Origin of the sequence: Pedobacter sp. 22163, from assembly GCF_052045595.1 — a bacterium.
In the GTDB taxonomy this organism is placed as follows: Bacteria; Bacteroidota; Bacteroidia; order Sphingobacteriales; family Sphingobacteriaceae; genus Pedobacter.
In genome coordinates this window covers 1-847 of the sequence record NZ_JBQEPM010000029.1, presented here as the reverse complement: position 1 = coordinate 847, position 847 = coordinate 1, and the positions used below count along the sequence as shown (strand labels likewise).

Here is an 847-nt window from a genome sequence, read left to right as displayed (position 1 = left end):
ACCGATAACTGGGGCTAAGTCGTAACAAGGTAGCCGTACCGGAAGGTGCGGCTGGAATACCTCCTTTCTGGAGTAGCACCGCCTACTCGCCACGCAACATGATATTTCTAAAAAAGGTATAAGGTAGAGGGTAATAAGGCTTAAGGTCTTGATACTTGATACTGATGACTTTAAAAAAAACAAGAGAAAAAAGAAACACCCAGAAGACAACGGAGTGCGGCCTATAAGGGTACAAGCATAACGGAGATTAAGATGGGGGAAGCCAAAGGATGAGCAGTAGCGGTAAGATACTATACTGCAAACAATAAAAGCTTACCTTAAATCAACAGTCCCGTAGCTCAGCCTGGTTAGAGCACTACACTGATAATGTAGGGGTCTCCAGTTCAAATCTGGACGGGACTACCACTGAAAGTTTGCAATCGGCGGTTTGGAGTGAACAGTTCAAATCTGGACGGGACTACACATTACGATCCTTTTGGGGGATTAGCTCAGCTGGCTAGAGCGCCTGCCTTGCACGCAGGAGGTCAACGGTTCGACTCCGTTATTCTCCACCATTAAGGTTGAGGGTTAAAAGGTTGAAGGTGTAGGGTAAGACCTATAGCTGAAACACACCACAACAGAATATAATACCTTATTATCGGGATAGATAATATACATTGACATGATTAAGAAGAGAAGAAACGCCATGGGGCACATACCAACAGTATGAAACGGTTCGAGACCGCGGTTTTTTACTAATAAGGAATAAGCTTAGGCTTGGGCAGAGGACAATGAAACCCTCCACCCTTATACCCTAAACCTTATACCTTAATAAAGTTCTTTGACATATTGGAAGAAGTTAAAAAAG

At 43.7% G+C, this 847-nt stretch carries 2 tRNA genes and 1 rRNA gene; all 3 read left to right on the top strand.

Annotation, left to right across the window (positions count from 1 at the left end):
- Nucleotides 1–67: ribosomal RNA gene (locus tag ACTJKN_RS27335) — 16S ribosomal RNA — on the top strand; the annotation flags it as partial.
- 260 nt (nucleotides 68–327) lie between these two features.
- Nucleotides 328–405 (top strand) — tRNA-Ile (locus ACTJKN_RS27330).
- Nucleotides 406–477: 72 nt separating this feature from the next.
- Nucleotides 478–554 (top strand) — tRNA-Ala (locus ACTJKN_RS27325).
- Nucleotides 555–847 lie beyond the last annotated feature (293 nt).